Origin of the sequence: Pauljensenia sp. UMB3104, assembly GCF_030217285.1 — a bacterium.
In the GTDB taxonomy this organism is placed as follows: domain Bacteria; phylum Actinomycetota; class Actinomycetes; order Actinomycetales; family Actinomycetaceae; genus Pauljensenia.
On the sequence record NZ_JASONN010000530.1, the window covers coordinates 1 to 243 of the forward strand.

The 243-nt window shown below is 67.9% G+C and carries 1 pseudogene; it reads left to right on the plus strand.

Features of this window, described 5'->3' with window-relative positions:
• Window positions 1-243 (plus strand): annotated as a pseudogene (locus tag QP415_RS12680) (D-alanine--D-alanine ligase); the annotation flags it as partial.

The following is a 243-nucleotide window of genomic DNA, read 5'->3' on the forward strand; positions in this document are numbered from 1 at the left end:
CGGACCGTGGCCGCTACGACTACGACGCCCGCTACACCACGGACGAGACTGAGTACTTCGTTCCCGCTCGCCTTTCCGACGAGCTTCTCGCGGACCTGCAGGCCGCGGCCGTTGAGGCCCTCACGACGCTGGGTCTGCGCGACCTGTCGCGCATGGACTTCGTGGTCGACGACGAGGGCACCTGCTGGTTCATCGACGCGAACGTGGCGCCCGGCATGACGGACACGTCGCTCCTCCCTCAGG